The organism is Paenarthrobacter nicotinovorans, from assembly GCF_021919345.1.
Taxonomy (GTDB): Bacteria; Actinomycetota; Actinomycetes; order Actinomycetales; family Micrococcaceae; genus Arthrobacter; species Arthrobacter nicotinovorans.
This window is the reverse complement of sequence record NZ_CP089293.1, coordinates 1,766,586-1,792,699: the sequence shown is the minus strand read 5'-3', so window position 1 is coordinate 1,792,699 and position 26,114 is coordinate 1,766,586. Positions and strand designations below refer to the sequence as shown.

Genomic DNA, 26,114 nt, shown 5'->3' with positions numbered 1-26,114 from the left:
TGCGGAGGCGGCTGCTGCGCGCCTTCTACTCCCCCGCCGCTCTAGTCCCCGCCGCCTTGGAGCGTGCCTCGCGCCGGCGCTCCAGGCGCTCACGCCGCTGCCTTGCGAGCGCGGTTGCCAATGGAGGGACGTGGATGCCTTGGCTTGCCATTTGGCGCCGGACTTTCCGCCGGGTGACCAGAATCAGGACGGTTCCGATCGCGAGCAGCAGGAACTGGACACTGAGGGCAATCCGGAACGGTGCGAGGCCGTACAACTCTCCGCCGGAGAATCCGCTGGCGTTCAGGAGGTCGAGCACCAGGCCAATGAGGTAGATGGCAATGAGGGCGGCGATGAAGCCGCCAACGTTGACGATTCCTGTTGCCGTGCCGATCCGGTGTGAAGGATTGAACGTCCGGGCGAAGTCAAAGCCGATCATGGAGCCCGGGCCACCGATGGCAAGCACCACAACCAATAGAACCAGAAGCCAGAGTGGAGCCCGCTCAGGAAGAAGGAGCACGGCCGCCCACGCCATGGCCGTGGCGGTGGTGATCAAAAGGACCATTGCCGATCTGCGCATGGGGTGCCTGGAGACGAACCGTCCTAGTCCAGGTCCGGCAACGATGGCCGTTGCCACGAAGAGCGCCATCAGGGCGGACACCGTTCCGGCGTCCAGTCCCTGGGCTGAGAGCAGGAACGGGTATCCCCAGGTCATCGCAAAGAGGTTGCCGCTGAACTGTACGGTGAAGTGGCTCCACAGGCCCAGCCTGGTCCCGGGCTGTTTCCAGGCGCTGGACAGGGAAACGCCCGTGGCCCGCAGGCCTTGGGCCGAAGCCTTGGCGGGGTGGCCTGGAGGGGCGTCCCGCAACAGGCAAAGGACCAGGACAACTGCCAGCACCGACATCGCAGCCAGTGTCAGGAACGCTGGCGTCCATCCGGCAGAATGCAGCAACAACGCGAACGGGACCACACTGAACAGCTGGCCCAGCTGGCCGCACATGCCAGTCAACTGGGTCACCAGGGGAACCCTTGCCGGGGCGAACCACAAGGGAACAAGGCGGATTACCGAGATGAACGTCATGGCATCGCCCGCCCCTACGAGAACGCGGCCCAGGACACCGCCGGGAATGCTCTCAGCGAAAGCAAGCTGGAGTTGTCCGGCGGCCATGAGGACAGCACCGCCGGCCACCATGACGCGCGACCCGAACCGGTCCACCAGTACGCCCACCGGAATCTGCAGCCCTGCATAGACCAACAACTGCAGGACGGTGAAGAAGGAGATGGCTGAGGCGCTGGCGTGGAACCGTTCAGTTGCCTCCAAACCTGCCACGCCGAAGGAAGTCCGCTGCGCTACAGCCACGAGGTAGGCGAAGATGCCTATGGTCCAAATAAGCCAGGCGCGGGGAGAAGTCACACCTCAATTATGCCGGTCAACGGATAAAGCTGATTTATTGAGGCGTGTCTTTACGTGCCAGGTACGCTTCCACAGCTGCTCCGATGTCCTCGGCGTTGGGCAGTTCGTCGTTCTCGTCGGCAAGCAGCGAGCGGCGGACGATTCCCTCGGATTTCTCGTCGTAGCGGGTCTCCAGGTTCGCCACCACCGCCTGCACTTCTTCGGAAGCTGCGATCTGCTCAGCGATCTGCCGGCCAACCTCCCGCCCCGCTTCGCGCAGGCGGTCAGTGGGGAGCATCAGGGACGTCGCCGCCCCGAGGTATTCCAAGCCCGCCACTGCCGCGGGAGGGTACTCGGCCTCGGACAAGTAGTGCGGCACGTGGATGACGTAACCGGCGACGCTGCGTTCGGCCTCGGTGAGCCGAAGCTCGAGGATGTGGCCAATGGCTGCCGGCACCTCCACGGTGGGCTTCCAGCTGGAGATTCCTTCGATGAGCTCGGGCCTGTTGCCGTGCACCGTCACACCCACTGGCCGCGTGTGCGGCACGGGCATGGGGATTGAGTGGATCCATGTGACGAGGTTGACGTCCAGTTTCTCCACGATTCCGACCACGGCGCGGGCAAACCGCTCCCATTGCAGATCAGGTTCAAAACCGGCCAGCAGGAGGAAAGGCTGTCCCAGCCCATCCGTCAGCTTGTACAGGCCGAGCTTGGGCGCCTGGTAATCCTGCAGATGGTCCTCCACAAAGCTGATGTGGGGTCGGCGCGAGCGGTAGTCGATGAGCTGGTCGGCGTCGAACATGGCCACGACCTCGGCATCGAGCTCGTCCAACAGTTCCGCATTGATTTGCCGGACTACATGACCGGCATCGGCAAACCCCGTGAAGCCCATGACCATGTCCAGGCCGCGCAATTCGGGGCTGTGGAAGGTCTCGATGTTGCTCGCGTAGAGCGCTTCAGGGTCCAGGAGGGTGCCGGATATCCGTTCAAACACGGCGTATTCCTTTCACGGGGCAAGTTCGGTTCTGTGGTTCGGGATGGTCTGTAGGGTTACAACGCTGCACGCGGAGCTGGCATTCCTGCCCCCGATGTGCGGCAGCTCTCATTTAATTGCTGTCAGCGGTCGCTGAGAGACTACGATCGAAACGGGCCGCCGTCCTCCAGTGACGCCCGGCCTGAAGACCAAGGCCGCCGTCGCACGTGGACGTCGGGCGCGTACCGGGGCAGGCCGCCTAACATGCGGCCCCGCCATGCAATGCAGAGAGAAGTGAGGACACATCCTCGTGGTCAAGACTACTGACATCATCCTGGGCATCATTGCCAAGGACCTGAAAAAGTCCCCCAGCGACGCACTCGTGATCGGAGTTGCACAAGGCACGGATGGGCCGGTGCTGCTTCCCAATCCGCTCAGTGCCAAGTCTGCCGAGTCTGTGGCAGGCTCCCTGAAGCTCCTGGGGATCAGCGGCGCGGCCGACCAGGTGCACCGCCTTCCCGGACTGCCCGAAACGGGCGCCGGAATTCTGGTCTTGGCGGGTGTGGGCAAACTTGCCAACGGCGGCAACCTCAGCGAAGAGGCTTTGCGCCGGGCCGCAGGATCGGCAGTGCGCCAGCTTGCAGGGCTGCCGTCGGTGACACTGGCTTTCCCGACGCCGGCACTCACGGATGTGGCAGCGGTCGCCGAAGGTGCCGCTTTGGGCGCCTATTCCTACACTGAGCACCGCTCCTCCACCGATGGCCTGAAGGCGCCGGTGGCCAAGGCACTGATCTTCTCTGACGTGGATGCAAAGACGGCCCAGCCTGCGCTCGATCGGGCAGTTGTCCTGGCAAGGGCAGTCAACGCCACCCGCACCTTGGTGAACCAACCGCCCAGCCACCTCTACCCTGAGTCGTTTGCCGAGTCCGCCAAGGAACTCGCCAAGGGCCTTCCGGTCAAGGTAACCGTCTGGGATGAGAAGCGCCTGGAGAAGGAGGGCTTTGGCGGCATCCTCGGCGTCGGAAAGGGCTCCACCCGCCAGCCGCGCCTGGTCAAGGTGGAATACGCTCCCGCCAAGGCCACCCGGAAGATTGCCCTCGTCGGAAAGGGCATCACCTTTGACACCGGTGGCATCTCCATCAAGCCCGCCCTCGGCATGGGCGACATGAAGAGCGACATGGCGGGCGCCGCCGTCGTCCTCAATACTGTCCTGGCGCTGGCTTCGCTGGGCCTGCCCATCAAGGCAACCGCCTGGCTCTGCATCGCCGAGAACATGCCGTCCGGCGCCGCAGCGCGGCCCGCCGATGTCTTCACCATCCACGGCGGCAAGACCGTGGAAGTACTGAACACCGACGCCGAGGGTCGCCTGGTGATGGCCGACGGACTCGTCGCCGCCAGCCTGGAGAAGCCGGATGTGATCATTGACGTCGCCACCCTGACGGGTGCACAGCTGATCGCCCTGGGCCTGCGCACCGCTGGTGTGATGGGTTCGGATTCCGTCACGGCTGCACTCAAGTCCGCCGCCGACCGCGCAGGCGAACTGGTGTGGCCGATGCCGCTGCCGGAAGAACTCCGCCCAAGCCTGGACTCCCAGGTGGCAGACATCGCCAACATTGGTGAGCGCAACGGTGGCATGATGACCGCCGCGGTGTTCCTGCGCGAATTCGTGGGCAAGGACGATTCCGGCGAGCAGATCCCGTGGGCCCACGTGGACATTGCCGGCCCCTCCTTCAACAACGGCAGCCCCTACGGCTACACACCCAAGCAGGGCACCGGATGCACCGTCCGCACCCTGGTTGCCTACGCCGAGGACCTTTTGGCGGTTTCCGCCTAGCGGCACACTCCCCGCTTCCTCCGGGGTTGCGTGGTCCGGGCGATGACCCGGCAAGGGCCACGCAACCCCGGAATTATGCGGCGTGTAGCGCTGTGTCACAAGTGAACGTGAGTCTCGACACAAGCGCTCCACAAACACCCGCAGAGGGTGGAGCATGGGTAGGTGGTTCGCTAAGGTGAACTCGATAGTCACAAATGCAAGAGAACTTAGGTGCTGGCATAATCACGGCAGAACAAGTTCCAAAGACCAGATGACACGCAGTCCCGTGTCATCATTCACGCGAGGGAGCGTTTTAGTGGCCGATCAGGCAACTGCGCAAGAATTCGACATCCTGGTACTCGGTGGCGGCAGCGGCGGCTACGCCACTGCCCTGCGGGCCGTGCAGCTTGGGTTCACCGTTGGCCTTGTGGAAAAGGCAAAGCTCGGCGGAACCTGCCTGCACAATGGTTGCATCCCCACCAAGGCCCTCCTGCACTCGGCCGAACTGGCTGACCATGCACGCGATTCCGCCAAGTACGGCGTGAACGTCACGCTCGACAGCATCGACATGTCGGCCGTGAACGCCTACAAGGACGGCATCATCGCCGGCAAGTTCAAGGGCCTCCAGGGACTCATTAAGTCCAAGGGCATCACCGTTATCGAGGGTGAAGGCAAGCTCCAGGGCAACAATACCGTCGTAGTGAACGGCACGGCTTACACGGGCAAGAACATTGTCCTGGCCACCGGTTCCTACTCGCGGTCGCTCCCGGGCCTTGAAATCGGCGGCAAGGTCATCACCTCCGACCAGGCCCTCACCATGGACTACATCCCCAAGAGCGCCATCGTCCTCGGCGGCGGCGTCATCGGCGTCGAATTCGCTTCCGTGTGGAAGTCCTTCGGCGTGGACGTCACCATCATCGAAGGCCTCCCCTCCTTGGTCCCCAACGAGGACGCCTCGATCGTGAAGAACCTCGAGCGTGCGTTCAAGAAGCGCGGCATCAAGTTCACCACTGGCATCTTCTTCCAGGGCGTCGAGCAGAACGACGACGGCGTCAAGGTCACCTTGGTTGATGGCCAGACCTTCGAAGCAGACCTCCTGCTCGTTGCAGTAGGCCGCGGTCCCGTGACCGCCAACCTGGGCTACGAAGAAGCCGGCATCACCATCGACCGTGGCTTCGTCATCACCAACGAGCGCCTCCACACCGGTGTCGGCAACATCTACGCCGTGGGCGACATCGTCCCGGGAGTCCAGCTCGCACACCGTGGCTACCAGCAGGGCATCTTCGTTGCCGAGGAGATCGCCGGCTTGAACCCGGCCATCGTCGAAGACATCAACATCCCCAAGGTCACGTACTGCGAACCTGAAATCGCCACGGTCGGTTACACCGAAAAGGCCGCCAAGGAGAAATTCGGCGACGACCAGGTGCAGACCCAGGAATACAACCTTGCCGGAAACGGCAAGAGCTCCATCCTCGGCACAGGCGGCATCGTCAAGCTTGTCCGCCAGAAGGATGGCCCCGTAGTTGGTATCCACATGATTGGTTCACGTATGGGTGAACAGATCGGTGAAGCCCAGCTGATCGTGAACTGGGAAGCCTACCCGGAGGACGTGGCCCAGCTGGTCCACGCCCACCCGACCCAGAACGAAGCTTTGGGCGAAGCCCACCTCGCCCTCGCGGGCAAGCCGCTCCACGGCTAAGTCTTTACCCAAGACAAACGGGTCGGGTGCATGCGGCGGAATCTGCCGGATGCACCCGGCCCGGACCAGCAGAATTCATCCGCACAAAGATCAATAAGGAGAACGGGGACGACATGTCTGAATCCGTTAACTTGCCCGCCCTCGGTGAGAGTGTCACCGAAGGAACCGTCACCCGCTGGCTCAAGCAGGTTGGTGACCGGGTGGAGATCGACGAGCCGCTGCTCGAGGTTTCAACCGACAAAGTAGACACCGAAATCCCTTCTCCGATCTCAGGCGTCATCGAAGAAATCCTCGTCGCTGAAGACGAGACGGCTGAAGTTGGCGCACCCTTGGTCCGCATCGGCGATGGCTCCGGCTCAGCTGCAGAGGCCGCACCTGCGGCACCGGCTGAGGAAGCACCTGCCGCTCCCGCGGAAGAGGCCGCACCGGCCGCCGCAGAAGCTCCCGCCGCAGAAGAAGCTCCGGCTGCGGAAGCACCCGCCGCTTCGTCCGGCGAAGGCCACGAAGTCACCCTCCCTGCGTTGGGCGAGAGCGTCACCGAAGGCACCGTCACCCGGTGGCTCAAGGCCGTCGGTGACACCGTTGAGGTCGACGAGCCCCTTCTTGAGGTATCCACCGACAAGGTCGACACGGAGATCCCCTCCCCCGTTGCCGGTACCCTCCAGGAGATCCGCGTCAACGAGGACGAGACTGCTGAAGTCGGTTCCGTCCTGGCAATCATCGGCTCGGGCGCAGCCGCCCCGGCCGCCGCTCCGGCTCCGGCCGCCCCGGCCGCCGCTCCGGCTCCGGCCGCCCCTGCAGAAGCACCGGCAGCACCTGCCCCCGCTGCAGCAGCCCCGGCTCCCGCAGCCGCCCCGGCTCCCGCAGCCGCTCCGGCCGCCGCACCTGCTGCTCCTGCCGCCGAATCGGCTGGCTCCTCCGAATCCGGCTACGTCACTCCGTTGGTTCGCAAGCTTGCCAACCAGCACGGCGTTGACATTGCATCTGTCTCCGGCACCGGTGTTGGTGGACGTATCCGCAAGCAGGATGTGCTTGCCGCCGCGGAAGCCAAGCAGGCTGCCGCTGCACCGGCTGCCCCCGCTCCTGCCGCTGCGCCCGCAGCCAAGGCTGCTGCACCGGTCGTTGCGTCGTCGCTGCGCGGCACCACGGAGAAGGCTCCCCGCATCCGTCAGGTCATCGCCCGCCGCATGCGCGAGTCTCTTGAGGTCTCCACCCAGCTGACCCAGGTGCACGAGGTCGACATGACCAAGATCGCCAAGCTCCGCCTCAAGGCCAAGAACTCGTTCCAGGCCCAGAACGGCGTCAAGCTGACGTTCCTGCCGTTCATCGCCAAGGCTGTGGCCGAGGCACTGAAGCAGCACCCCAAGCTGAATGCTGCTTACGACGAGTCCAAGCAGGAAATCACCTACCACAACGCCGAACACCTGGCGATCGCCGTCGACACTGACAAGGGCCTTCTGGTTCCCGTCATCTCCGACGCCGGCAACCTGAACCTCGCCGGCCTTGCCGGGAAGATCGCTGATGTTGCAGGCCGCACCCGCGACGGCAAGATCGGCCCGGACGAGCTGTCCGGCGGTACGTTCAGCATCACCAACATCGGTTCTGTCGGCGCCCTGTTCGACACCCCGATCATCAACCAGCCGCAGGTAGGTATCCTCGGCACCGGTGCCATCGTCAAGCGCGCTGTTGTGGTTGCTGACGAAAACGGTGACGACTCGATCGCCATCCGCTCCATGATGTACCTGTCGCTGACGTACGACCACCGCCTGGTGGACGGCGCCGACGCCGGCCGGTTCCTTCAGACCCTCAAGGCACGCCTTGAAGAGGGCGCGTTCGAAGCAGACCTCGGTCTCTAAGTAGTTCCGTCTGCAGGTACTCCCGCAGATCCGGAAGGGGCAGGTTGCCGGGGAAACCCGGGGACCTGCCCCTTCCGCTTTTAACACCAGCGCGTGGCTTTGCTACAGGACGTAGAACCGACTGGATAAGCTAGGGCCATGAGTATTCTCTTCAACATTCTGGTGTTCTTGCACATCGTCGGCGCAGCCATGATCGTGGGCTACTGGATCGCCACCCTCAGGGAGCCAACCGTCCACCCGCGCCAGCGCGATGGTGCGTTCCTTCAGCTCCTGACCGGCATCGCCATGATGGGTGTGATCCCCTTCTTGCCGGACGCCGATCCCAACTACTTCAAGCTCGGCGTCAAGTTCGCCATTGCCGTGGCCGTGGCCGTGCTGGCGGTCATCGGCTCGCGCAAGGTCAAGAACGGTGAAGCTGTGTCTACCGGATTGGCTCACGGTGTGGGCGGCCTTGCCTTGGTGAACATAGCAATCGCCACTCTCTGGAACTAGCTCCCACGCCTGCATCCTGATGCAAGAGGCCGCCCCACCGTGCGCACAGCCCGGTGGGACGGCCTCCGCCGTTAAGTACGCTGCTACTCCTGGGCGATACAGAACTCGTTTCCCTCAGGATCATGCATGACGTCCCAGTGGAAATCCGCCACGTCGTGCCCCTCAATGAAGGTAGCGCCCAGGGACTCCGCCTTTCGCCGCAAGGCAGCGGCATCGGCGTCGTGAAGGTCCAGGTGAAGCCGGCGCCGTCCTTCGGTAGGTTCGTTGACCTGCTGGAACGCCAGTTGGGGAAGACCCGGTTCGGCTGGACGCAGCCAGATAAACCCTTCGTGCTCCGCTGAAACGGGCATGTCCAGCAGTTCAGACCAGAAAGCGGAGAGTCGGGCCGCATCCACGGCATTGACCATGATCGACGCGATTCTTGGGCCTCGGCGTTGCACGCCGGTTACGTGTTCTTTTGTATCCATGGCGCCAGTTTAGGGGGTCACAATCCACCGACAGCGGAATGACCGTGCAGTCCTTGGACCGAATCCCTAGGATTGAAAGCGGTGGCACGCGGCGGAGGCCGGGTGCCGGAATACAACGACCCAAGGAGTGGACATGGCAGCAACACGCACCGCACACACGGTATGGAACGGCAACCTCATTGAGGGCGCTGGAAACACCACACTGGACAGCTCCGGCCTGGGTACGTTCGATGTCACCTGGAAGGCCCGCACGGAGCAGTCCGGCGGCAAGACCAGCCCGGAAGAACTGATCGCTGCAGCCCACTCCGCGTGCTTCTCCATGGCCTTCAGCCACGCCCTGGCCGGTGAAGGATTCACCGCCGAGGAAGTCAACACCAAGGCCGACGTGACCTTCGTTCCGGGCACCGGCATCACCGGCAGCCACCTGACGATGACCGCCAAGGTTCCGGGTCTTTCCCAAGAGGATTTCCGCCGTATCTCCGAGGACGCGAAGACGGGTTGCCCCGTTTCGGGCGCGCTGGCCAGCATCGAAATCACCTTGGACGCAACACTCGCCGAGTAGCCACAGCAAGCGCGCATTGCAGAGGGGCCAGAACCCCCGCGCTTGATGCAAAAGAACCCCGTCACCAGCTGGTGACGGGGTTCTTTGTGCTTACCGGGCTCTCTACTTCCGGGCCTGTGGCCGTGAAGGCAACGGCTCCGGCCGCAGCTTCCGGTAGCCTTCGCGCAGCGGGGGCCGGTCGGTAGGCAGCTCCTGGATCATTTCCTTGAGTGCACCGATACCGTACTCGAGCTGGGGATCCGTGCCGGCTGCGTACGCGTGCGGCGGGAAAAGTACTTCGATGTCAGGCTCAACGCCCCGGTTCTCAACGTCCCAGCCGATTCCGCCGCTGAACCAGGTGGCGTAGCGGGGCTGCGTGACGCCCGTACCGTCGGCCAGCGAGAAGCGGTTGTCGATTCCCACCACGCCACCCCAGGTCCGGGTCCCGATGACAGGCCCGATGCCCCTGAGTTTTGAGACCTGCGTGATGATGTCGCCATCGGAACCGGCAAATTCGTCGGTCAGGATGATGACAGGTCCTCGGGGTGCGTGGTCCGGGTAGGTCCGGGGCTTTTCGCCGCGCGGCATGCTCCAGCCGGTCACCTTGCGTCCAATCAGCTCGGCGACCAGTTGCGAGGTGTGTCCACCGCGGTTGCGGCGAACGTCCACTATCAGTCCGTCGAGTGCCGTTTCGGTATCCAGGTCACGGTGGAGCTGGGCCCAGCCGTTGGCCATCATGTCGGGGACGTGGAGGTAACCGAACTTGCCATTGGAAGCTTCACGGACGGTCCTGCGGTTCGCACGCACCCAGTCCTGGTAGCGGAGCCGTTCCTCATCACGGATGGGAACCACTGCCACACGTCGCTGCGCGCCAGCGGAACCGCCGTGTCCGTCACCGTTCAGAAGCGTCAGCTCCACAGTCCGTCCTGCTGCGCCCACCAGCTGCATCGCCGGTGTCAAGGCTGCCGAAAGCCCGACGCCGTCAACAGCCAGGAGCACGTCGCCCACCTTCGCGTCCACACCGGGTCGCGTTAAGGGCGAGGTAGCCAACGGATCCGATGATTCCCCTGCGAGGATCCGGGTGATTTCCCAACCCTTGCTACTGAGCTGCAGCTCGGCACCCAGCCGCCCCTGGCCATTCCGCCCCGGTTCGTTGACGGCTGCCGGACGCACGTAGGCGTGCGAGGTTCCCAACTCGCCGTGGAGCTCCCACAGCAGGTCAACGAGGTCGTCATGGGAGCCGAGGCGGTCCACGATCGGCCGGTACCTCTTGTAGACGGAGTCCCAGTCCTGGCCTGCCATGTCCGCGGTCCAGAAGAAGTCGCGCTGCAACCTCCAGGCTTCATCGAATGCCTGTCCCCAGGCCGCGACCGGGTCGAGGGTCACGCGGATCCTGTTAAGCTCCACTTTCACGTGTTCTGCCGAATCCTCCTCCACCTTGCTATCGGCGGGCACCGAGGTGACGCTCTTGTCCAGGATGTAAACCACCCGACGCAGGTCACCGGATAGCCGGTAGCTGTCCACTGCAGGAACGATGGTGGTGGACTTGCGCTTGGCGAGGTCATAACGCACCAAGGATGGCGCAGACTTCTTATCCTGGGGCGTGCCTTTGCCCTCGCCGGTAACGCCTGAAAGTTCAGTGTCCAACCACAGCAGTGCGCCCTCGCCGACGGCGAGGTGGGAATAGTTACCCTGCGGAACCGGAACGGTGATGACCCTGTGGGCCAGTCCTTCGGCATCCACGCGCACGTCCGGGATGTCGCCGTCGTCGGACTTTCCGGCATCCAGCGGCGCATCCTCAAGTGTGTCTACCGAGGGTCCGAACGGCGACGGCGTATCCGCCGCCAGCGCCACCATGTACGGCTTGATGGGGCTGGGGAAGGAGAGGTCGAAGGAGTGACCGTCGTAGACGGGGTCGAAACTCCGGTTGGACAGGAATGCCAGGAATTTGCCGTCCGGGGTGAACCTCGGCCATTCGTCGCAGAAGCGGCCGTCAGTGACATCAATGATGCCCGGGCTGGGCTCGCCTGGGCGGGCAATCCTCAACTTGCTGCGTGAGCCAAAGGACGTGACCGGTTCGGACCAGGCGAGCCACTGCGAGTCGCCCGACCACGCGAACTGCTCGATGCTGCCATCGCCCACACTGACGAGCTTGACCAGCTTCCCGGTCGACGTATCAGCGACGAAAACATCACCAAAGGAGGTCCCGACGGCGATCCAGCGGCCATCAGGGCTCGGCTCCAAAGCGCTGGTTCGAGTGGGCTGCGGAAAGTCGATGCGGAGCTGGGCGGCGTCCTCAGGCGAAGGAACTGCATCAGAGGTAGAGACGCCGGCGGCCGTGTCGGGCGAGGGCGCAACGTTGGCAGGAGTGTCGGCGTTGGCGACGGAAAGCGTTACCGGTGCGGCTGCCTCCCCGGCCGATTTCGGTTGTCCCAAAACGTTTGAGGCGGAAACCGGCTTCGGCAGGGAATCGTCTTCCTTCGCCGGCGCCGGCGCCTCAGCATCCTTGGATACCTCCACCGAGGCAGTCAGCCGTGCCGCAATGCGCTTGATGTAAAGCGCTTCGACTCCCCCGTGGTCCGCCACGTAGGCGATCCTGCCGTCGGTGAGCGGACGGGGCAGGCGTGCGCGGACACCGGGCGTGGCCTCCACCACCCGCGAGGGGCCGTCCTTGTGCCGAAGCCAGTGAATCGTACCGTGCGCTTCCACGGCGCTGGCCGTGCCTCCGGCATTCGGGAAGACATCGCCGAGGTGCGCGGAAGCCTTGAGGGGTGCGGGACGGCGCGCCGGTGAAGCTGAGCCGAGCGAGATCCCCAGCTTGGCCGGCTGCGCCTCAGCATCGAGGGAAGGAAGGACCCACAGCTCGCCGGCAGACTCGAAGACGACCCGCTGGCCGTCCGTGCTGGCGTGCCGGACATAGAAGTCTTCGTGATCCGTGTGCCGCAGCAACCCGGAGCCATCGGGAAGGACTGAATAGAGATTGCCGTAACCTTCGTGGTCCGACAGGAAAGCGATCCTGCCCTTGACCCACAGAGGGTCGGTGACGTTTCCATCAATTTCCGGTATCAGCCGTTCAAACTCACCGTTGCCGTCTGCGTCAATCCACAGCTTGCCGGCAGTGCCGCCACGGTAACGCTTCCACCAGGCGGGTTCGCGGGAAAGAACGCTCGCCAGAACCACCGGCTTCTCGTCGCCGATCTCCGGCCCGAAAGCAACAGCCTCTACCGGACCAAAAGGAAGTTCGACGGCGGCGCCGCCGTCGAGCGGGAGGCTGTAGGCGTGCGTGTGGCGGCTTTCCGCCTGCTGGAAGGCACTGGTAACCACTACGTGGCCCGCCGGAGTGAATCCCTTGACTTTCGTGGTGCTGTGACCGAAGTAGCTCAGCTGCCGGTACCCTCCGCCGTCGACGTTGGCCGTGACGACTTCCGGGGACGTTCCCACCACGACCGTCCACACCAACCGTTTTCCATCCGGGGTGAACCGCGGGTTCCTTGCTTGAAGCTGCTGGGAGGAGACCCGCCAGGCGCGGCCCCCTTGGAGCGGTGCGACCCAGACGTCGTCTTCGGCCACGAAAGTGACCAGATCGCCGTGCACATGCGGGAAACGGAGGTAGCTGGAGGAGGTCATTGTTCGATCATAGTCAAGAGGCACCTGCCCTCGGCGGCAATGACAGGCGTTTCCGCCAGACGTTGGCCTTATGGTGAGATGGGTCATGCGCATCGTGATGTCCGGAGCCTCAGGAATGATTGGAACCGCCCTGGCCGGGCAATTGGCCGCCCAGGGCGATGAGGTTGTCCGGCTTGTGCGCCGGCCCGCCGACACGCCCGGTGAATTCACCTGGGACCCCGCCAAGGGCGAGCTGGACGAAGCAGTCCTGGATGGCGTGGATGCTGTGGTCAACCTCTCCGGCGCCGGCATCGGGGACCGGCCATGGACGAAGAAACGGATCGAAGTCCTCCGCGATTCCAGACTGCAAACCACGCACACGCTGACAGCGGCCATGGGGCGCCTTGCCAAGCCGCCCGCTGCCTTCATCAGCCAATCCGCCTCCGGTTATTACGGAGCGGACAGTACAGGCGTCCTCCGCGAGGATTCGCCAGCCGGCGGCGGCGTGCTGGGCCCGCTCTGCGTCGAGTGGGAAGGCGCTGCCAAGACGGCACCGGCGGGCGTCCGGGTAGTGACTCCCCGAACGGGTGTTGTGTTGAGTTCCGCAGGCGGAGCGTTGGGGCCCCTGCTCCCCCTGTTGAAGCTTGGGCTCGGAGGTCCGTTCGGGAACGGACGCCAGTACTGGCCATGGATCACCCTGCAGGACGAGGCGGCTGCCCTCGCTTTCCTCCTGAGGTCCGGACTCGAAGGTCCGGTCAACGTTTGCGCCCCGGAAAGTGCTGACGTCAACACGATCGTGAAGGCGCTGGCGAAGGCGTATCACCGGCCGGCGTTTTGCCGGGTGCCCCGCCCTGCCCTGCGTCTTGTCCTGGGGAAGCTGGCGGATGAACTCGTGCTGGCCAACCAACGTATGGAGCCCTCCCGCCTGGCCGAAGCAGGCTTCCACTGGCAGCACCCGTCCCTGGCGGAAGCCATGGAGTGGCTGCGTAAGGACACTGACCACTAAGCGCAGCAGGGTTCCCGGACGGCCGGCCGTGATGCGGTCATTTGCCCGGCCCGGTTACTTCCGAAAGCCACCAGCGTCCATCCGCACGGATCAAGGTCAGGCGAAGGGCTTGGGACGCGCCGGCTGTTTGCGTCCGGACCACCGCGCCCGACGCATCACGTTCCTCATAAGCCGAGATGGTGGCCGTGACGTCTACCTGTACGCGGTCCACTTCCGGTGATGCGCCAACCGATGCTCCCGACAGTTCAGTAGTGAACCCCCCGAACGTCGTGCCGGACAGCCGCAGCTGTTCGCGAAGCCCGTGATCCGACTCCGCAGCCGGGGAACCTTGGGCATTGACCAGGTCCAGCAGTTGGAGCCGTCCTTCCCTCAGCGCGAAGTCACGAACAGCTGAGAGGGCACCCACAGCGACCTCTGGATCATCGGCTGTGAGGGCTCCGGCGAGCCCTTCCGGAAGATCATCCGCCTTTGCAGGCTCCATGGATGGACCGGGACCGGCAGACGGGCTGGCCGTTGGCTCAGCCTGGAAATTCCTTGGCTCGAGACCACCCCCTTGCCACAGGTTCCAAGCCATGACGCCGATCAGCGTGCCGCCCACCCCCACCAGAACCACGCGGACAGCCAGGACGCTCCTGGAGGTACCGGACCGTCGGGCTCCTGATTGTCCCTCCACCCGGGGCAACGACAGGAGCCTGCGCATCCAGGAGTGCCCACGGCTTGCCCGGCGTGCCTGACGACCGTGCACTTCGCGCCGGGTGAGCAACTCAGGAATCACGGAATGATGCACCGCTCCGGACAGGTCAAGGGTCTCCGGGGCAGCACTCCTGAAGATAGCCGTGCCGAACTCCTTTGCCGTCGGCCGCATCTGCGGGTCCGGCGCCAACCCGGCCTCAAGGGCTGCGGCCAAGCCTTTCGGCACGTCAGGAACCAGCATTGACAATGGTGGCCTCACCTGGGGCGGCCCGGGTACGACGCCGGTCAGGCAGTACCAGCCGACTGCTGCCAAGGAGTACACGTCCCGTTGCGGCCGCAGCCCATGGTCTGAGGTCCCATGCGTGGATACCGGGCTGAACGGATCCTTGAATCCCGTGGTTCCGGCATCAAGGTTCTGATGCGTATCCCCCACCCTCACTGCAAGGCCCAGATCCGCCAGGACCGGCATGCCCACCGCTGTGAACAGGACGTTTCCCGGCGAAACGTCACCGTGCACGATGCCGTTGAGGTGCAAATAGTCCAACGCCTGTGCAATGGGCGTCAGCACCGTCACTGTTTCGCCAACGCTCAACCGTTTCCTCCCCGGCACCAGGTTCGCCAGCGATCCCCCTGCGGCGTAATCCATAACGATCCCGGCCGTCCCGCCGGAACCATCATCCGCTGGGAGGACCTCGTGGATGCGCACGAGATGTTGGTGCACCAGGTGCGACAGCAGCGTGACCTCGCGGGCGGCGCTCCCCAAGGCTTCAGCCTGCACTTCGCCACGCGGACATTTGACCGCCAACAGGGCCCGGTCGCTGAGCCGGTTGACGAGCCAGACGTCGGAGCTGCTGCCCTGACCCAGGAGTCGGGAAATTTCGTAGCCCGGAAGCAGGGGTGCCACGGCATTGGCGGTTTCCAGAGTTTCCATGGATCAGGTCTACCGGACCTTGCGATTCTCTGCAGAAGTTATCCACAGCCACGGCACTTTTGCCGTTGTCGCACTTGTCACGACAGCACGTGATGCGACTGAGAGCTTCACCACAAAACCATGGGCAATCCCCTGCTGGGTCTAAGCTTGAACGCATGACTCTTGAGTTTTCACAACTGGGTCTTGCCCCGGATTTCGTTGACTACGTACAGGGCTGGGACCTGCAGCGCGAGATCCACAACAAAGTTGTTGCGGGTGAGCAGAACAGCACCGTCCTGCTTCTGGAGCACGCCGCCGTTTACACTGCCGGCAAGCTCACGGAAGATCACGAGCGGCCCTTCGATGGGACCCCCGTGGTTCCCGTGGACCGTGGCGGCAAACTGACGTGGCACGGTCCCGGTCAGCTGATCGCTTACCCGATCCTCAAACTGAAAAACCGAGCCGGCATCCGCGACTACGTCGAGCGCCTCGAGGCCATCATGATCGCCGTCATGGTCGACTACGGAATCAAAGCCGTCACCGTCAAGGGCCGCGCGGGAGTATGGATCCTTGCCGACGACAAAGGACCGGACCGGAAGATAGCCGCAATCGGCATCCGCGTCCTGGAGGGTGTCACCATGCACGGCGTCGCCATCAACTGCAGCAATGACCTGGCACCCTACGACCAAATCATTGCCTGTGGAATCACTGACGCCAGCGTCACCACCATGACGCTGGAAACCGGTCGGACCATCAATCCCGCCGATATCGTTGACCGCTTCGTGGAAGAATTCCGCAAGCATGAAGAAGCACTCGTTTCCACCCCCGAAGGAGCACTCCAGTGACCTTGGCACCTGAAGGCCGTAAGTTGCTGCGCGTTGAGCAGCGTAATTCTGCGGTACCGGTTGAACGTAAGCCTGAGTGGATCAAGGCCAAGGTCCAGATGGGGCCTGAGTTTGTCCAGCTCAAGAACCTGGTGAAGAAAGAGGGCCTGCACACGGTCTGTGAAGAGGCCGGCTGCCCGAACATTTTCGAGTGCTGGGAAGACAAGGAAGCGACGTTCCTGATCGGCGGGTCCGAGTGCACACGGCGCTGTGATTTCTGCCAGATCGACACCGGCAAGCCCTCCCCGGTGGACATGTTCGAACCCACCAAGGTGGCCCGGAGTGTCCAGGCGATGCAGTTGCGCTACGCCACCGTGACCGGGGTGGCCCGTGATGACCTCGCCGATGAGGGTGTCTGGTTGTACGCCGAAACGGTCCGGAAGATCCACGAACTGAACCCGGGCACCGGGGTGGAGTTGCTGATCCCGGACTTCTCCGGCAAGCCCGAACACATCGCGGCGATCTGTGATTCCAAGCCCGAGGTGTTCGCCCACAACGTCGAGACCGTGCCGAGGATTTTCAAGCGGATCCGCCCGGCGTTCCGGTACGAGAGGTCCCTGGATGTCATTACCCAGGGCCGGGATTTGGGCATGGTGACCAAGTCGAACCTGATCCTGGGCATGGGCGAGACGCGGGAGGAAATCTCCGAGGCCCTGCGGGACCTGCACCAGGCCGGTTGTGACCTGATCACGATCACCCAGTACCTTCGCCCGTCCGAACGGCACTTGCCGGTGGACCGGTGGGTCAAGCCGCAGGAATTCGTGGACCTCCAGCACGAAGCCGAAGAGATCGGCTTCCTCGGTGTCATGTCCGGGCCGTTGGTGCGGTCCTCGTACCGGGCCGGCCGTTTGTGGGCCACCGCGATGCGGAAGAAGGGCTGGGAAATCCCCGAAGCCCTGGCACACATCGAGTCCTCCGGCACCACCCGCCAGGAAGCCTCCACCATCCTCGCCGCCCACGGCTAGCCCCAAAACGGCACAGAAGTAACAGCAAGCAGTTCTGAAGGACCGGATGCCCCACGTAACGGCGTCCGGTCCTTCGACGTACATCACGTAGAATTAAGGCACTATGGCGAACTCCTCTGATTCCAGCAATTCGACCCCCTCGGCCGACGCACCCAAGCGTGGGCTGTTCCAGCGCAAGCCCAAGGAAGCCAAGGCCAAGAAGCCGAGCCAGCTGAAGCAGATCGCTGAAGTCTTCAAGATGACCCGGCGAAATGATCCCCAGGTTGTCTGGATCATGCTGCTGGCATTCCTCGCTGTGGTTGCCGTTGCCTTCCTTATCGGCTTCCTGTTGGAGAACTGGGTCACCGGCCTGATCATCGGTATTCCTTTGGGCCTTCTCGCAGCCGTCTTTATCCTTTCCCGCCGCGCGGAGAAAGCCGCCTTCGCGCAAATCGAGAACCAGCCCGGCGCCTCCGGTGCTGCATTGGGCACGCTTCGGCGCGGGTGGGTCACCCAGGATCAGCCGGTTGCTGTCAACCCCCGCACCCAGGATGCCGTCTTCATGGCGATCGGACGTCCCGGCGTCGTTCTCGTCAGCGAAGGACCCAGCCACCGCGTAAAGACGCTGGTGGATGCGGAGCGCAAGCGCCTTACGCGCATCCTCCCCAACGTCACCATCCACGTCCTGGAGTCAGGCCGCGGCGAGGGCCAGGTCCCCCTCAACAAACTTGCTAAGACCATGGGCAAGATGAAGAACGAACTGACCAAGGTTGAGGTCAACGCAGTTTCCAAGCGCATCAACTCCCTTGGCAACCGTCTCCCGATCCCCAAGGGCATCGACCCCTACAAAGCTCGTCCCGACCGCAAAGCCGCACGCGGCCGCTGATATTCCTGAACCAGGCACAAAACCGCCCCCGCCTCTGGGTAACAGAGGCGGGGGCGGTTTGTTTTTGTCGTTGGTCCGGGGACAACCGCGGTCTTCACCGCCCGGCCCCGCGGAATCACATGCGGATAAGGATGGTGTTCATGGCTTTGTCGTGAAGACCGCGTTGGTCGGGATCGAAAACAACGGCCGGTATGACCAGGCACAGCAGGAGGGTTCGCACTACGGCGGCCAGCGGGCCTGCAGGACCGCCGCCCAAGCGGACCACATGAATACCGGCAATCCTGTGTCCCACGCTGTATCCCAACGTGCCGATCAGCAGGATCTGTTCCACGGCAAAAATGGCCAGCGTTGCCCACTGATTTCCGCCGAAGGCAAAGTTGCTGATGACCAAGGCGATGGTCCAGTCGATCACGATGCCGAGGATCCGGCGCCCGGCACGCGCCATGGAGCCAGGACCGGACTCGGGCAGGCCGAGCCTTTCACCAGGATATTTGGAGATGCCGGAAGTGTCCGGACCGCTCAACCAGGAGCCAATGTCTTTTCGATCTACCACCCTCCAAGCCTACCGCTGGAGGATGGTTGGGCATGCCGGGCGGAGGCCCCGGGACAGAGTCCGAACCGGCCGGGTGTTCGACCAGCGGACCCACGTGGACCTGGCACCGGAAAGCAGACTACCGTTTACACAACAGATGATTCTGTAACCTGCCGGAAACAATACTGACACCCCCGGGAAATCCCACCTCCCTATGGTGGTATGAGTTGCCAGCCACCATGGCAAGGGGACCTTTTTGTGTTTCCTGCGTCCTGGTCTGGGCTGCACCACGCGGCCTTCCGGGCCTGTTACTTGATATGCATAAGGAGCATAGATGTTCAAGACTGCGGACGAAGTCCTCAAGTTCATCAAAGACGAAGACGTCAAATTCGTCGATATCCGCTTCACCGACCTTCCTGGTGTCCAGCAGCACTTCAATGTGCCTGCCAAGAGCGTTGACCTGGACTTCTTCGTCCACGGCCAGCTCTTCGACGGATCCTCCATCCGCGGCTTCCAGGGCATTGCCGAGTCGGACATGCAGCTCATCCCGGATGTGACCTCGGCCTTCATCGACACTTTCCGCATCGAGAAGACCCTTGCCCTGAACTTCTCCATCGTGAACCCCCGCACGGGCGATCCTTACCACCGCGACCCCCGTGGCGTGGCCGAGAAGGCAGAGGCCTACCTGGCTTCCACCGGCATCGCCGACACCGCATTCTTCGCGCCGGAAGCCGAGTTCTTCGTCTTCGACAACATCCAGTACGAGTCTTCCCCGCAGGGCAGCTTCTACAAGATCGACTCTGAAGAAGCACACTGGAACACGGGCCGCAAGGAAGAAGGCGGCAACCTCGGTTACAAGACCCCCGTCAAGGGCGGCTACTTCCCGGTGTCCCCCACCGACAAGCAGGCTGACCTCCGCGACGCCATGTGCGTTGAGCTGGACAAGGCCGGCCTCGAGGTCGAGCGTTCCCACCACGAAGTTGGTTCTGCCGGCCAGGCGGAGATCAACTACAAGTTCACCACCCTGACCGCAGCTGCTGATGACCTGCAGAAGTTCAAGTACGTCATCAAGAACACCGCTGACGCCTGGGGCAAGTCCGTGACGTTCATGCCGAAGCCCGTCTTCGGCGACAACGGCTCCGGCATGCACTGCCACCAGTCGCTGTGGAGCAACGGCGATCCCCTGTTTTACGACGAGAAGGGCTACGCCGGACTCTCCGACACCGCCCGTTGGTACATCGGCGGCCTGCTCAAGCACTCCTCGGCAGTTCTGGCGTTCACCAACCCGACCGTCAACTCCTACCGCCGCCTGGTCAAGGGTTTCGAGGCTCCCGTGAACATGGTTTACTCGCAGGGCAACCGCTCTGCCGGTATCCGCATCCCGATCACGGGCACCAACCCGAAGGCCAAGCGCATCGAGTTCCGCGCTCCGGACCCCTCGTCCAACCCGTACCTGGCGTTTGCCGCACAGCTGATGGCCGGAATCGACGGCATCCGCAACCGCATCGAACCCCCGGCTCCCATCGACAAGGACCTCTACGAGCTCCCGGCCGAAGAAGCCAAGGACATCCCCAAGGCTCCGGGTTCCCTGGAAGAAGCCCTGGAGGCCCTGCGCGAGGACAACGAGTTCCTGCAGGCCGGCGGCGTCTTCACCCAGGACCTCATCGATACTTGGATTGACTACAAGTACGAAAACGAGATCCGCCCGCTGTCGCTCCGCCCGAACCCCTACGAGTTCGAGCTCTACTACGGCGTCTAAGCCCCTGGGCACATACTGAGAAGGCCAGCCCCATCCGCGAGGATGGGGCTGGCCTTTTTCAATGCGCAGGGATTACTGCCCAGGCTTCCCCTGTTCACGCTCCCTGATGTTCCGGGTGATCTCATCCAACTTCTCTTTCACGAAGCTTGCTGCCTCGGAAAGACCCTTTTCTGCGCTTCCCAAGGGGTCGAGCTGGAGGTAGACCTTGTGGTCGATCGACAGGTCGTATTCATCCTTCAGATGCGTTCCGCCGCCGACTCCGTCGAGAGACAGATAGACGAGGGCCTCAGTCCGGGCGATGCCTGCGATGGTGCCGAAGACAACCGTGAAGTCATTTGGTTGAAAGCTAACCGATTGACCCACGTGGCGCCGGTCGAGTTCTCCGGCAGGAATTGCCCTTTCAGTGGGGCTTCCGTTGTATTCCATGGACGTTCCCTCCGATTCGAGATCAGTGACACGCCAAGTCTATAAGGCTGCTTAGTTTTATGTGCAACGCGTGACTCCGGCCAGCCAACGGCGATGCATGCCGCGTCACAGGAAGGACTTGAACATCGTCCTCTGCGGTCCGGAATTGCCGCCCGAATAGCGCCCGGCGTCCACAAAGCCGGCCTTCTTGTAGGCGGCCAACCCTGCAGGGTTGCGCTCATTGACAGAAAGCACGACGCCGGACTGGCCGCCTCCCAGCCTCGCCGTCAGCTTGCGGGCTTCGGCCACGGCAGCGCGGGCAGCCCGGGTACCCAGACCACGCCCCTGGCTCCCGGCGTCGATAAGGAAACCCCTGAGCAGCCATGCCGAATCGTCATCTCCCCAGCCCGCCAGCGACGCCGCACCGGTCTGCAGTGTCAGCACCCCTACACCCACACCACCCGACTCAATGACGAAGGGCAGTCTGGACTCCTCCTCCAGAGCTATCAGCATCATGCGCAACGGATCCCCCACAAACTCCCGCTGCCCATCCCCAACGGACAGTTCAGCCACGGCGCCAAGCTGGATGGCACGGGCGTCGGCGTCGAGCATCTTCAGCGGAATCAACCACACATCGCCAACAGGATCTTGATCGCTTACGATTGAAAAGGCTTTTTCTGAGTCATATTCACGCATTAAGTGCTTTCCTCCCCTTAGGGTTGTCTCAACAGTTTCCTACGGCAAAGGAACCCTTCAATGAGCCAGCCCAACGTCATCCTGATCTGCGTTGACGAATGGAGGGGCGACTGCCTGTCCTCGGACGGTCACCCTTATGTGGAGACACCCCACCTCGACGAACTCGCCAGGAACGGCGTCCGATTCTCCAAAGGCTATTCTGCTACGCCGTCGTGTGTGCCGGCCCGCGCAGCACTGTTCACCGGACAGTCCCAGGAGAAGCACGGCCGGGTTGGCTACAACGATGGCGTTCCTTTCCATGCTGTCCACCCGGTGACGGTACAGGAGGAGTTCAGAAAGGGCGGGTACCACACGCAGGCCATAGGAAAGATGCACGTGTGGCCCGAACGCTCCAGGCTCGGTTTCGACGACGTCATCCTCCACGATGGCTACCTCCACCACGCCCGCCGGGAGCACCAACAGCATTTCGCGATGTTTGATGACTACGTGCCATGGCTCCGCAGGCAACCCGGCATGGGTCCCGACGCCGAGTACTTCGACCACGGCGTCAACTGCAATTCCATCGTCGCCCGCCCGTGGGACAAGGCTGAAAGCCTGCACCCGTCGCACTGGATCGGCACGCAAGCCATTGAATGGATGCACCGCCGCGACCCCGTGAAGCCCTTTTTCCTGTATCTGTCCTTCCACCGCCCCCATCCGCCGTACGATCCGCCGTCGTGGGCTTTCGAACAGTACCTCGGCATTCCCGCCTACGAAGCCGTGGAGGGCAACTGGGAACACCACTGGGACGCCCACCGGCAGGACAGCGACTACCAAGCCAGCTACGGCACCATTCCCGACCACGTTGTACATAGAGCCAGAGCGGGGTACTACGGCCTGATGGCCCAGATTGACCTCCAGATCAACCGCATCAAGGAGTCCCTGGCGGACTTCGGCCTCAGTGAGAACACGGTGATCGCTTTCACCAGCGACCACGGCGAGATGATGGGCGACCACCACATGTTCCGTAAAGCAGTGCCCTATGAGGGGTCGGCCCGGGTCCCGTTCATCATCGCCAATGCACCCACCGCGGAGCATGCCGTCCGCGGAGCCGTAGTGGACCACGTAGTGGAACTCAGGGACATCATGCCCACTCTGCTGGAGCTCGCCGGCCTCCCGATCCCCGATTCCGTGGACGGCAAGTCCCTGGCATCAATCATTCGTGGTGAAAACACTGATGCCGTTCGGGAGGTACTGCACGGCGAACACGTGTATTGGGGGCAAAACCTGCACTGGCTGACGGACGGCCGTTACAAGTACATATGGGGCTCGGGCGAAGGCACTGAGGAACTGTTCGACCTCGACGCCGATCCGCAGGAACGCAACAACCTCGCCGACGACGCAACCCATCAGGCGGAATTGACGATGTGGCGCCAACGCATGGTGGAGGCACTGACAGACCGCGAAGAAGGGTACGTCGTCGACGGCGAGCTGGTCACCGGAGTGCCGGTGGTGACGATGCTGCGGCATGCCCGGGAGCTGGCCGCCTCGGCCGCTGTCACGAAGTAGCCCGTAATCCCTTTGGCCTTAGGTGGCGTAAAACATCTTCTCGAAAACCGCCCTGGCCCGACGACTCAGCCGGAGGTAGTCCTCCTCAAAATGGCCGGCGTTCCCGGGCGGGTAGCCGCACCAGCGCGCAACAGCTTCAAGGTCCTTGCGCGAGGAAGGCAGGACATCTGAGGCACGCCCGGTCACGATCACATTGGCCGATCGGATGCGGCTGGCCAGACGCCAAGCATCCCGCAGCAGTGCCGCGTCGTCCCTGCCGATGAACCCCAACTCCTCAGCGGCAGCCAGGGCCTCAAGGGTGGAGCTGGTCCGCAAAGCGGGATGCTTCCCGGCATGCTGCAACTGAAGCAGCTGCACCAGCCACTCGACGTCGCTCAGACCACCACGGCCAAGCTTGACGTGCCTGGCGGGATCCGCGCCCCGGGGCAGCCGTTCAGACTCTACCCGCGCCTTGATCCGCCGGATCTCCCGGACATCCTGCTCCTGCAGTTCCTGCGGATACCGGATGGGATCGATCAGCTTAACGAAGTCTGCCGCCAACTCATCCGAACCAGCCATGGGACGGGCACGCAGCAGCGCCTGGGCTTCCCAGATCAAAGACCACCGGCGGTAATACTCCGCGTAGGAGTCCAAGGACCTCACCATCGCACCGTTCTTGCCTTCCGGCCGGAGGTCGGCGTCCACCATCAGCACCCGCTCGGCCATGATTGCCGGCTTGAGCGGCTGGGTGAGGAAGCCGGAGACCTTGGCGACGATCGCCGTCGCCTGTTCCTGCGCCTCGGCATCGCTGAAGCCAGGGCGGGCACGGTGCACATACATAACGTCCGCGTCCGAGCCGTAGCCGATCTCGCGGCCGCCCTGCCTACCCATGGCAACCACAAGTACATCGGTTTTCAACGGGCCTGAGCCAGCCACTACGGCCTCGGCCACATGCAGGGCTCCCAGTACGGCAGCGCGGTCAGTCTCGGCCAAAGCCAAACCGACGGCGTCCTGGTCAAGGAGTCCGGCGCTGTCCGCAATGGCCGTCCTGAGGATCTCGCGTCGCCGGATCAACCGGATAAGCCTCATGGCACTCTCAGGGTCAGGATGCCGGGACAGCTTGGATTGGATTTCCTGCCATTGGGCTTCGAAACGAACGGGGGCCAATTCCTTGTCGCTGCCCAGCCACGCCACGGACTCCGGTGATACTTCCAGGAGGTCCGAAATCAAACGGGAATTGGCCAGGACCTGGCATAGGCGTTCGGCGGCAGCCTGCGAATCACGGAGCAGGCCCAGGTACCAGTGCGTGGTGCCAAGGGCTTCGCTGACCCGGCGGAACGCAAGCAGGCCGGCATCGGGGTCGACGCCCTCAGCAAGCCAACCCAGAAGGATCGGCAGCAACTGCCGTTGCAAAGCAGCACGGCGGCTGACGCCCGCCGTCAAAGCTTCAATGTGTCGCAGAGCTCCCTGGGGATCCAGGTAGCCGAGAGCCGCCAGCCGGCCTTGGGCTGCCTCAGGACTGAGCTTTGCGTCTTCGCTGCTCAACTTCGCAGCAGTGTTGAGCAGCGGACGATAGAAGATCCGTTCATGGAGTTCCCGCACGGACTTCTTGGTCTTTTGCCATGCAGCCATGAGCTGGTCCGGATGGGGGCGCTCAAGGGAAAACGGACCCAGGACAGCTTTGGCCAGGAACCGCTGGGCATCCTCAGCCACAGGCATCAGGTGGGTGCGCCGCAGCTGGAACAGCTGGATCCGATGCTCCAGCAAGCGGAGGTACCGGTAAGCGCTGTCGAAGGCAGCGGCATCGGCACGCCCGATGTAGCCTCCCGCCGAAAGTGCGGCGATGGCCGACGTCGTATCTTTGCAGCGGAGGGATTCATCGGACTTGCCGTGTACCAACTGCAGCAACTGGACGGTGAACTCGACATCCCGCAGTCCGCCACGTCCCAGCTTGATCTGCCGCTGCTCCTCGGATGCGGGGATGTAGTCGGTCACCCTGCGGCGCATCGCCTGCACGGACTCCACAAAGCCCTCACGGCCGGCAGAAGACCAGACCAACGGCTCCACGGCCTTTTCATAGCGCTGGCCAAGTTCCCGGTCGCCGGCGATGGTCCGCGCCTTGAGCAGCGCCTGGAACTCCCAGCTTTCGGCCCACCGGGCGTAGTAGCTCAGGTGGGAAGGAAGGGTGCGTACAAGAGGGCCCGATTTTCCTTCCGGGCGGAGATTCGCATCCACTTCCCAGAGGCCCGGTTCGGGAGCAAAGGAGGAAATTGCCCGGGAAATACCCGAGGCCAGGGCGGTCCCGATCGTGGACGCCCGGGCATCCTCCAGCTCTTCGGACTCGATGACATAGATGACATCGACGTCCGAAATGTAGTTCAGCTCGCGGGCTCCGCATTTGCCCATGCCGATGACGGCCATTCCGACGTCGGCGATGTCGTCAGCGTCGTAATGGCCTGCCGCTTCAGCCCGGGATACGGCAAGGGCGGCTTCGATCGCGGCACCGGCGAGGTCGGCCAGTTCAGCTCCGGCTGCAGGCATGAAGTCCTGGGGCGAAGCTGCGCACAGGTCTTTGATGGCGAGCTCAGTCAGGCCCCGGCGGTACGCCGTCCGCAATGCGGCATAGGCGGGCTGCCCGGTGATGCCTGCCACGGGCCTGTGGGCGCCGGGCTCAGCCTTGACGGAACGAAGCAGTGTGGCGCGGAGCTCGTCGCTGGAAGCCTGCAGGGGCTCCGGACTGACAGGAGCATCAAAGACGTCCAGGTGCTCGGGCCGGCGCATCAGGAACTCCCCCAGCGCCTCCGAGGCCCCCAGCAAACGGTACAGGGGCTCGCAGGTGTCCGGATCCGCCGCGGCCAGCTTCTTCAGGCCAGGATTCTTCTCAATGAGCCGGACCAGTGACTGCAGGGCCGTATCGGGACTGGCAGCCATGGAAAGGCCGGCAAACAGTGCGTCCTCGTCAATACCCTCAAGCTCGGGGGCAGCAAGGAAGCGCTCCCCCTTCTCAAGGTCGCTGAATCCGGCTGAGATGAGCCGTCGTGCAAGGCTCACTG

The 26,114-nt window shown here is 63.3% G+C and carries 20 protein-coding genes; 11 read left to right on the top strand and 9 right to left on the bottom strand.

The genetic code is table 11. From position 1 onward, the window contains the following. Positions 1–25: 25 nt before the first annotated feature. A complete protein-coding gene (locus JMY29_RS08335; protein ID WP_018778708.1) occupies positions 26–1,393 on the bottom strand; it encodes an MFS transporter in 1,368 nt (455 codons plus the stop codon). Positions 1,394–1,427: 34 nt separating this feature from the next. After that, the gene (locus JMY29_RS08330; protein WP_018778709.1) at positions 1,428–2,366 is read right to left on the bottom strand and encodes a proteasome assembly chaperone family protein; all 939 of its coding nucleotides are present in this window, start codon (positions 2,364–2,366) and stop codon (positions 1,428–1,430) included. A 289-nt stretch (positions 2,367–2,655) separates the two neighbouring features. Between JMY29_RS08330 and JMY29_RS08325 the strand changes: the two genes are divergently transcribed. From JMY29_RS08325 to JMY29_RS08310, 4 genes are all read left to right on the top strand, one after another. Then, positions 2,656–4,179, top strand: a complete 1,524-nt coding sequence (locus tag JMY29_RS08325; protein WP_018778710.1) for a leucyl aminopeptidase — start codon at positions 2,656–2,658, stop codon at positions 4,177–4,179. A gap of 295 nt (positions 4,180–4,474) precedes the next feature. Beyond that, complete coding sequence (gene lpdA, locus JMY29_RS08320) at positions 4,475–5,857, top strand: dihydrolipoyl dehydrogenase (RefSeq protein ID WP_018778711.1); 1,383 nt, start codon at positions 4,475–4,477, stop codon at positions 5,855–5,857. Between the two features lie 113 nt (positions 5,858–5,970). Continuing rightward, entirely contained in the window at positions 5,971–7,713 is a 1,743-nt protein-coding gene (gene sucB / locus JMY29_RS08315; RefSeq protein WP_055977730.1) for a 2-oxoglutarate dehydrogenase, E2 component, dihydrolipoamide succinyltransferase, read from the top strand. A 138-nt stretch (positions 7,714–7,851) separates the two neighbouring features. Continuing rightward, entirely contained in the window at positions 7,852–8,205 is a 354-nt protein-coding gene (locus JMY29_RS08310) for a hypothetical protein (protein WP_018778713.1), read from the top strand. Between the two features lie 83 nt (positions 8,206–8,288). Here JMY29_RS08310 and JMY29_RS08305 read toward each other — a convergent pair whose 3' ends face one another. Then, entirely contained in the window at positions 8,289–8,672 is a 384-nt protein-coding gene (locus JMY29_RS08305) for a VOC family protein (RefSeq protein ID WP_035733929.1), read from the bottom strand. Positions 8,673–8,805: 133 nt separating this feature from the next. On the opposite strand from JMY29_RS08305, the gene JMY29_RS08300 reads away from it, so the two are divergent. Beyond that, positions 8,806–9,234: an OsmC family protein gene (locus tag JMY29_RS08300; RefSeq protein WP_018778715.1), complete on the top strand. Its 429-nt coding sequence runs from the start codon at positions 8,806–8,808 to the stop codon at positions 9,232–9,234. A 102-nt stretch (positions 9,235–9,336) separates the two neighbouring features. On the opposite strand, the gene JMY29_RS08295 is transcribed toward JMY29_RS08300, so the two are convergent. Next, positions 9,337–12,840, bottom strand: a complete 3,504-nt coding sequence (locus tag JMY29_RS08295; protein WP_189075728.1) for a S41 family peptidase — start codon at positions 12,838–12,840, stop codon at positions 9,337–9,339. Positions 12,841–12,925: 85 nt separating this feature from the next. On the opposite strand from JMY29_RS08295, the gene JMY29_RS08290 reads away from it, so the two are divergent. Further along, positions 12,926–13,825, top strand: a complete 900-nt coding sequence (locus JMY29_RS08290; protein WP_189075729.1) for a TIGR01777 family oxidoreductase — start codon at positions 12,926–12,928, stop codon at positions 13,823–13,825. Positions 13,826–13,862: 37 nt separating this feature from the next. Here JMY29_RS08290 and JMY29_RS08285 read toward each other — a convergent pair whose 3' ends face one another. After that, on the bottom strand, positions 13,863–15,449 hold the full coding sequence (locus JMY29_RS08285) for a serine/threonine protein kinase (protein ID WP_189075730.1): 1,587 nt from the start codon (positions 15,447–15,449) through the stop codon (positions 13,863–13,865). Between the two features lie 155 nt (positions 15,450–15,604). Here JMY29_RS08285 and lipB point away from each other — a divergent pair, with 155 nt between their 5' ends. The 3 genes from lipB (at position 15,605) to JMY29_RS08270 (ending at position 18,142) form a co-directional block, all read left to right on the top strand. Next, the gene (gene lipB / locus JMY29_RS08280; RefSeq protein WP_018778719.1) at positions 15,605–16,273 is read left to right on the top strand and encodes a lipoyl(octanoyl) transferase LipB; all 669 of its coding nucleotides are present in this window, start codon (positions 15,605–15,607) and stop codon (positions 16,271–16,273) included. Then, the gene (gene lipA / locus JMY29_RS08275) at positions 16,270–17,277 is read left to right on the top strand and encodes a lipoyl synthase (RefSeq protein ID WP_064722886.1); all 1,008 of its coding nucleotides are present in this window, start codon (positions 16,270–16,272) and stop codon (positions 17,275–17,277) included. The genes lipB and lipA overlap by 4 nt, the downstream gene beginning before the upstream one ends. 103 nt (positions 17,278–17,380) lie before the next feature. Next, complete coding sequence (locus JMY29_RS08270; protein WP_018779321.1) at positions 17,381–18,142, top strand: DUF4191 domain-containing protein; 762 nt, start codon at positions 17,381–17,383, stop codon at positions 18,140–18,142. A gap of 115 nt (positions 18,143–18,257) precedes the next feature. Here JMY29_RS08270 and JMY29_RS08265 read toward each other — a convergent pair whose 3' ends face one another. Next, on the bottom strand, positions 18,258–18,695 hold the full coding sequence (locus JMY29_RS08265; protein ID WP_055977749.1) for an RDD family protein: 438 nt from the start codon (positions 18,693–18,695) through the stop codon (positions 18,258–18,260). Positions 18,696–19,008: 313 nt separating this feature from the next. Here JMY29_RS08265 and glnA point away from each other — a divergent pair, with 313 nt between their 5' ends. After that, positions 19,009–20,433, top strand: coding sequence for a type I glutamate--ammonia ligase (glnA, locus tag JMY29_RS08260; RefSeq protein ID WP_018779319.1), 1,425 nt, complete (start codon positions 19,009–19,011; stop codon positions 20,431–20,433). A gap of 72 nt (positions 20,434–20,505) precedes the next feature. On the opposite strand, the gene JMY29_RS08255 is transcribed toward glnA, so the two are convergent. Next, positions 20,506–20,859 carry a hypothetical protein gene (locus JMY29_RS08255; RefSeq protein ID WP_055977752.1) on the bottom strand — a complete coding sequence of 118 codons (354 nt, stop codon included), beginning with the start codon at positions 20,857–20,859 and terminating at the stop codon, positions 20,506–20,508. A gap of 105 nt (positions 20,860–20,964) precedes the next feature. Continuing rightward, a complete protein-coding gene (locus tag JMY29_RS08250) occupies positions 20,965–21,534 on the bottom strand; it encodes a GNAT family N-acetyltransferase (protein WP_189075731.1) in 570 nt (189 codons plus the stop codon). A 60-nt stretch (positions 21,535–21,594) separates the two neighbouring features. On the opposite strand from JMY29_RS08250, the gene JMY29_RS08245 reads away from it, so the two are divergent. After that, the gene (locus JMY29_RS08245) at positions 21,595–23,082 is read left to right on the top strand and encodes an arylsulfatase (RefSeq protein ID WP_189075732.1); all 1,488 of its coding nucleotides are present in this window, start codon (positions 21,595–21,597) and stop codon (positions 23,080–23,082) included. Positions 23,083–23,100: 18 nt separating this feature from the next. Here JMY29_RS08245 and JMY29_RS08240 read toward each other — a convergent pair whose 3' ends face one another. Beyond that, on the bottom strand, positions 23,101–26,112 hold the full coding sequence (locus tag JMY29_RS08240; RefSeq protein ID WP_189075733.1) for a bifunctional [glutamine synthetase] adenylyltransferase/[glutamine synthetase]-adenylyl-L-tyrosine phosphorylase: 3,012 nt from the start codon (positions 26,110–26,112) through the stop codon (positions 23,101–23,103). Between the last annotated feature and the right edge of the window lie 2 nt (positions 26,113–26,114).

What these genes read in the sequence shown, in the direction of transcription:
- sucB (WP_055977730.1), top strand. Translation starts at nt 5,971, where the DNA reads ATGTCTGAATCCGTTAACTTGCCCGCCCTCGGTGAGAGTGTCACCGAA.
- JMY29_RS08310 (WP_018778713.1), top strand. Translation starts at nt 7,852, where the DNA reads ATGAGTATTCTCTTCAACATTCTGGTGTTCTTGCACATCGTCGGCGCA.
- JMY29_RS08305 (WP_035733929.1), bottom strand. Translation starts at nt 8,672, where the DNA reads ATGGATACAAAAGAACACGTAACCGGCGTGCAACGCCGAGGCCCAAGA.
- JMY29_RS08300 (WP_018778715.1), top strand. Translation starts at nt 8,806, where the DNA reads ATGGCAGCAACACGCACCGCACACACGGTATGGAACGGCAACCTCATT.
- JMY29_RS08295 (WP_189075728.1), bottom strand. Translation starts at nt 12,840, where the DNA reads ATGACCTCCTCCAGCTACCTCCGTTTCCCGCATGTGCACGGCGATCTG.
- JMY29_RS08290 (WP_189075729.1), top strand. Translation starts at nt 12,926, where the DNA reads ATGCGCATCGTGATGTCCGGAGCCTCAGGAATGATTGGAACCGCCCTG.
- JMY29_RS08285 (WP_189075730.1), bottom strand. Translation starts at nt 15,449, where the DNA reads ATGGAAACTCTGGAAACCGCCAATGCCGTGGCACCCCTGCTTCCGGGC.
- lipB (WP_018778719.1), top strand. Translation starts at nt 15,605, where the DNA reads ATGACTCTTGAGTTTTCACAACTGGGTCTTGCCCCGGATTTCGTTGAC.
- JMY29_RS08270 (WP_018779321.1), top strand. Translation starts at nt 17,381, where the DNA reads ATGGCGAACTCCTCTGATTCCAGCAATTCGACCCCCTCGGCCGACGCA.
- glnA (WP_018779319.1), top strand. Translation starts at nt 19,009, where the DNA reads ATGTTCAAGACTGCGGACGAAGTCCTCAAGTTCATCAAAGACGAAGAC.
- JMY29_RS08255 (WP_055977752.1), bottom strand. Translation starts at nt 20,859, where the DNA reads ATGGAATACAACGGAAGCCCCACTGAAAGGGCAATTCCTGCCGGAGAA.
- JMY29_RS08250 (WP_189075731.1), bottom strand. Translation starts at nt 21,534, where the DNA reads ATGCGTGAATATGACTCAGAAAAAGCCTTTTCAATCGTAAGCGATCAA.
- JMY29_RS08245 (WP_189075732.1), top strand. Translation starts at nt 21,595, where the DNA reads ATGAGCCAGCCCAACGTCATCCTGATCTGCGTTGACGAATGGAGGGGC.